Raw genomic sequence first — 1268 nt, 5'->3', positions numbered from 1 at the left:
GGTCGACGGACAACAATTGAACTTCGCCAGCAATGTGGTCGCCGATACCGACGGCACGATCTACTTCTCCGAATCGAGCCGCCGTTATCCGCTCGACGACTACATGGGCGACATCCTCGAACACTCCGGGACCGGGCGGCTGTATCGCATCTCCCCCGGCGAGCATCCCGAAATCCTGGTGGACGGGCTGGAATTCGCCAACGGAATCGTGCTCGCGCCGGACCGGTCACACATACTGATCGCCGAGACCGCCGCCTACCGGATCGCCCGTCACCATCTGACCGGACCGCGCGCAGGCATCACCGACCATCTGGTGCAGAATCTGCCCGGCTGCCCGGACAATATGGGGCTCGGCAGCGACGGGCGGATCTGGGTCGCCCTGGTGTCGCCGCGAAACCGGTTGCTGGACATGCTACTTCCGTTGCCGGGAGTGTTGCGGCGCATCGTGCGCGCGGTACCGCCCGCACTGCAGCCCAAGCCCGCGCGTACCACCTGGGCGCAGGCCTACGACTTCGACGGTTCGCTCGTGCACGATCTGCAGCGGCCGAGTGACGAATACGCGATGGTGACCGGAGCCGCCGAAATGGACGGGCGGCTGTATCTGGGCAGCCTCAGCGAATCGGCCATCGCGGTGGTCGAGCTGCCACGTTGATTCATCGCGGCTCCGTTCGGCCGCGGGCGAGGCGGACTCAGCGGCGGTGCAGGGTTCCGGTGATCGCGCCGATCGGGCCGGTCATCGAATAGTTGACACCGCCGTCGTCGCGCAGAACCAGAGTGGAGGGCTGATTGTCGTCGGTGCACAGGAATCCCGACAGCAGCCGGGCCCGCAGACTGATCTTGACTGGTGTTGCGGCGGTGAGAGTTTCGGCTCGCTTACAGGTCGTTCCCTGGTTCTGTCCGGTATTCGTCGCGGTGCCCACCTCGGTGCCGACCGAGCCGTCGTGCAAAGTGACCACGATGCGGAACTGGACCGCGCCGTCGGTGGCCATGCCGGCCCAGGTTCCGGTGAATGCGGGCGGCATGGCCGTGCGCTCACCCGCCGGTGTGGTCGTCGCGGCAGCGGAGGTGGCCGGTTGGCGCGTGGCCGCGGGCCGGTTCGCCGAGGCGGAGCGGAAGGCCAGGGTGGTGCTGATCGCCGCGACGGCCCCCAGCACCACCACCACCGCGGCGGCCAGGACCAGGGTGCGCCGGCGGGGCGAATTCCGTTGCGGTGGTGTGTGCACGGTGCCGGCGCCCGGTGGATGCGCCATCGGCCGGGCAGGGCTCGG

1 protein-coding gene and 1 pseudogene are annotated in these 1268 nt (G+C 68.2%); one reads left to right on the top strand and one right to left on the bottom strand.

Annotation, left to right across the window (positions count from 1 at the left end; all coding sequences use genetic code 11):
• The coding region (locus AB0C20_RS36220) for an SMP-30/gluconolactonase/LRE family protein (protein ID WP_357569722.1) at positions 1-652 on the top strand (652 nt) is incomplete at its 5' end.
• Positions 653-689: 37 nt separating this feature from the next.
• On the opposite strand, the pseudogene AB0C20_RS36215 reads toward AB0C20_RS36220, so the two are convergent.
• Positions 690-1268, bottom strand: a pseudogene (locus AB0C20_RS36215) (hypothetical protein); the annotation flags it as partial.

This window comes from Micromonospora sp. NPDC048843 (assembly GCF_040649965.1).
Taxonomy (GTDB): domain Bacteria; phylum Actinomycetota; class Actinomycetes; order Mycobacteriales; family Micromonosporaceae; genus Micromonospora; species Micromonospora hortensis.
Note: the sequence above shows the minus strand (reverse complement) of the source record. Positions and strands in the feature narration are given on the sequence as shown.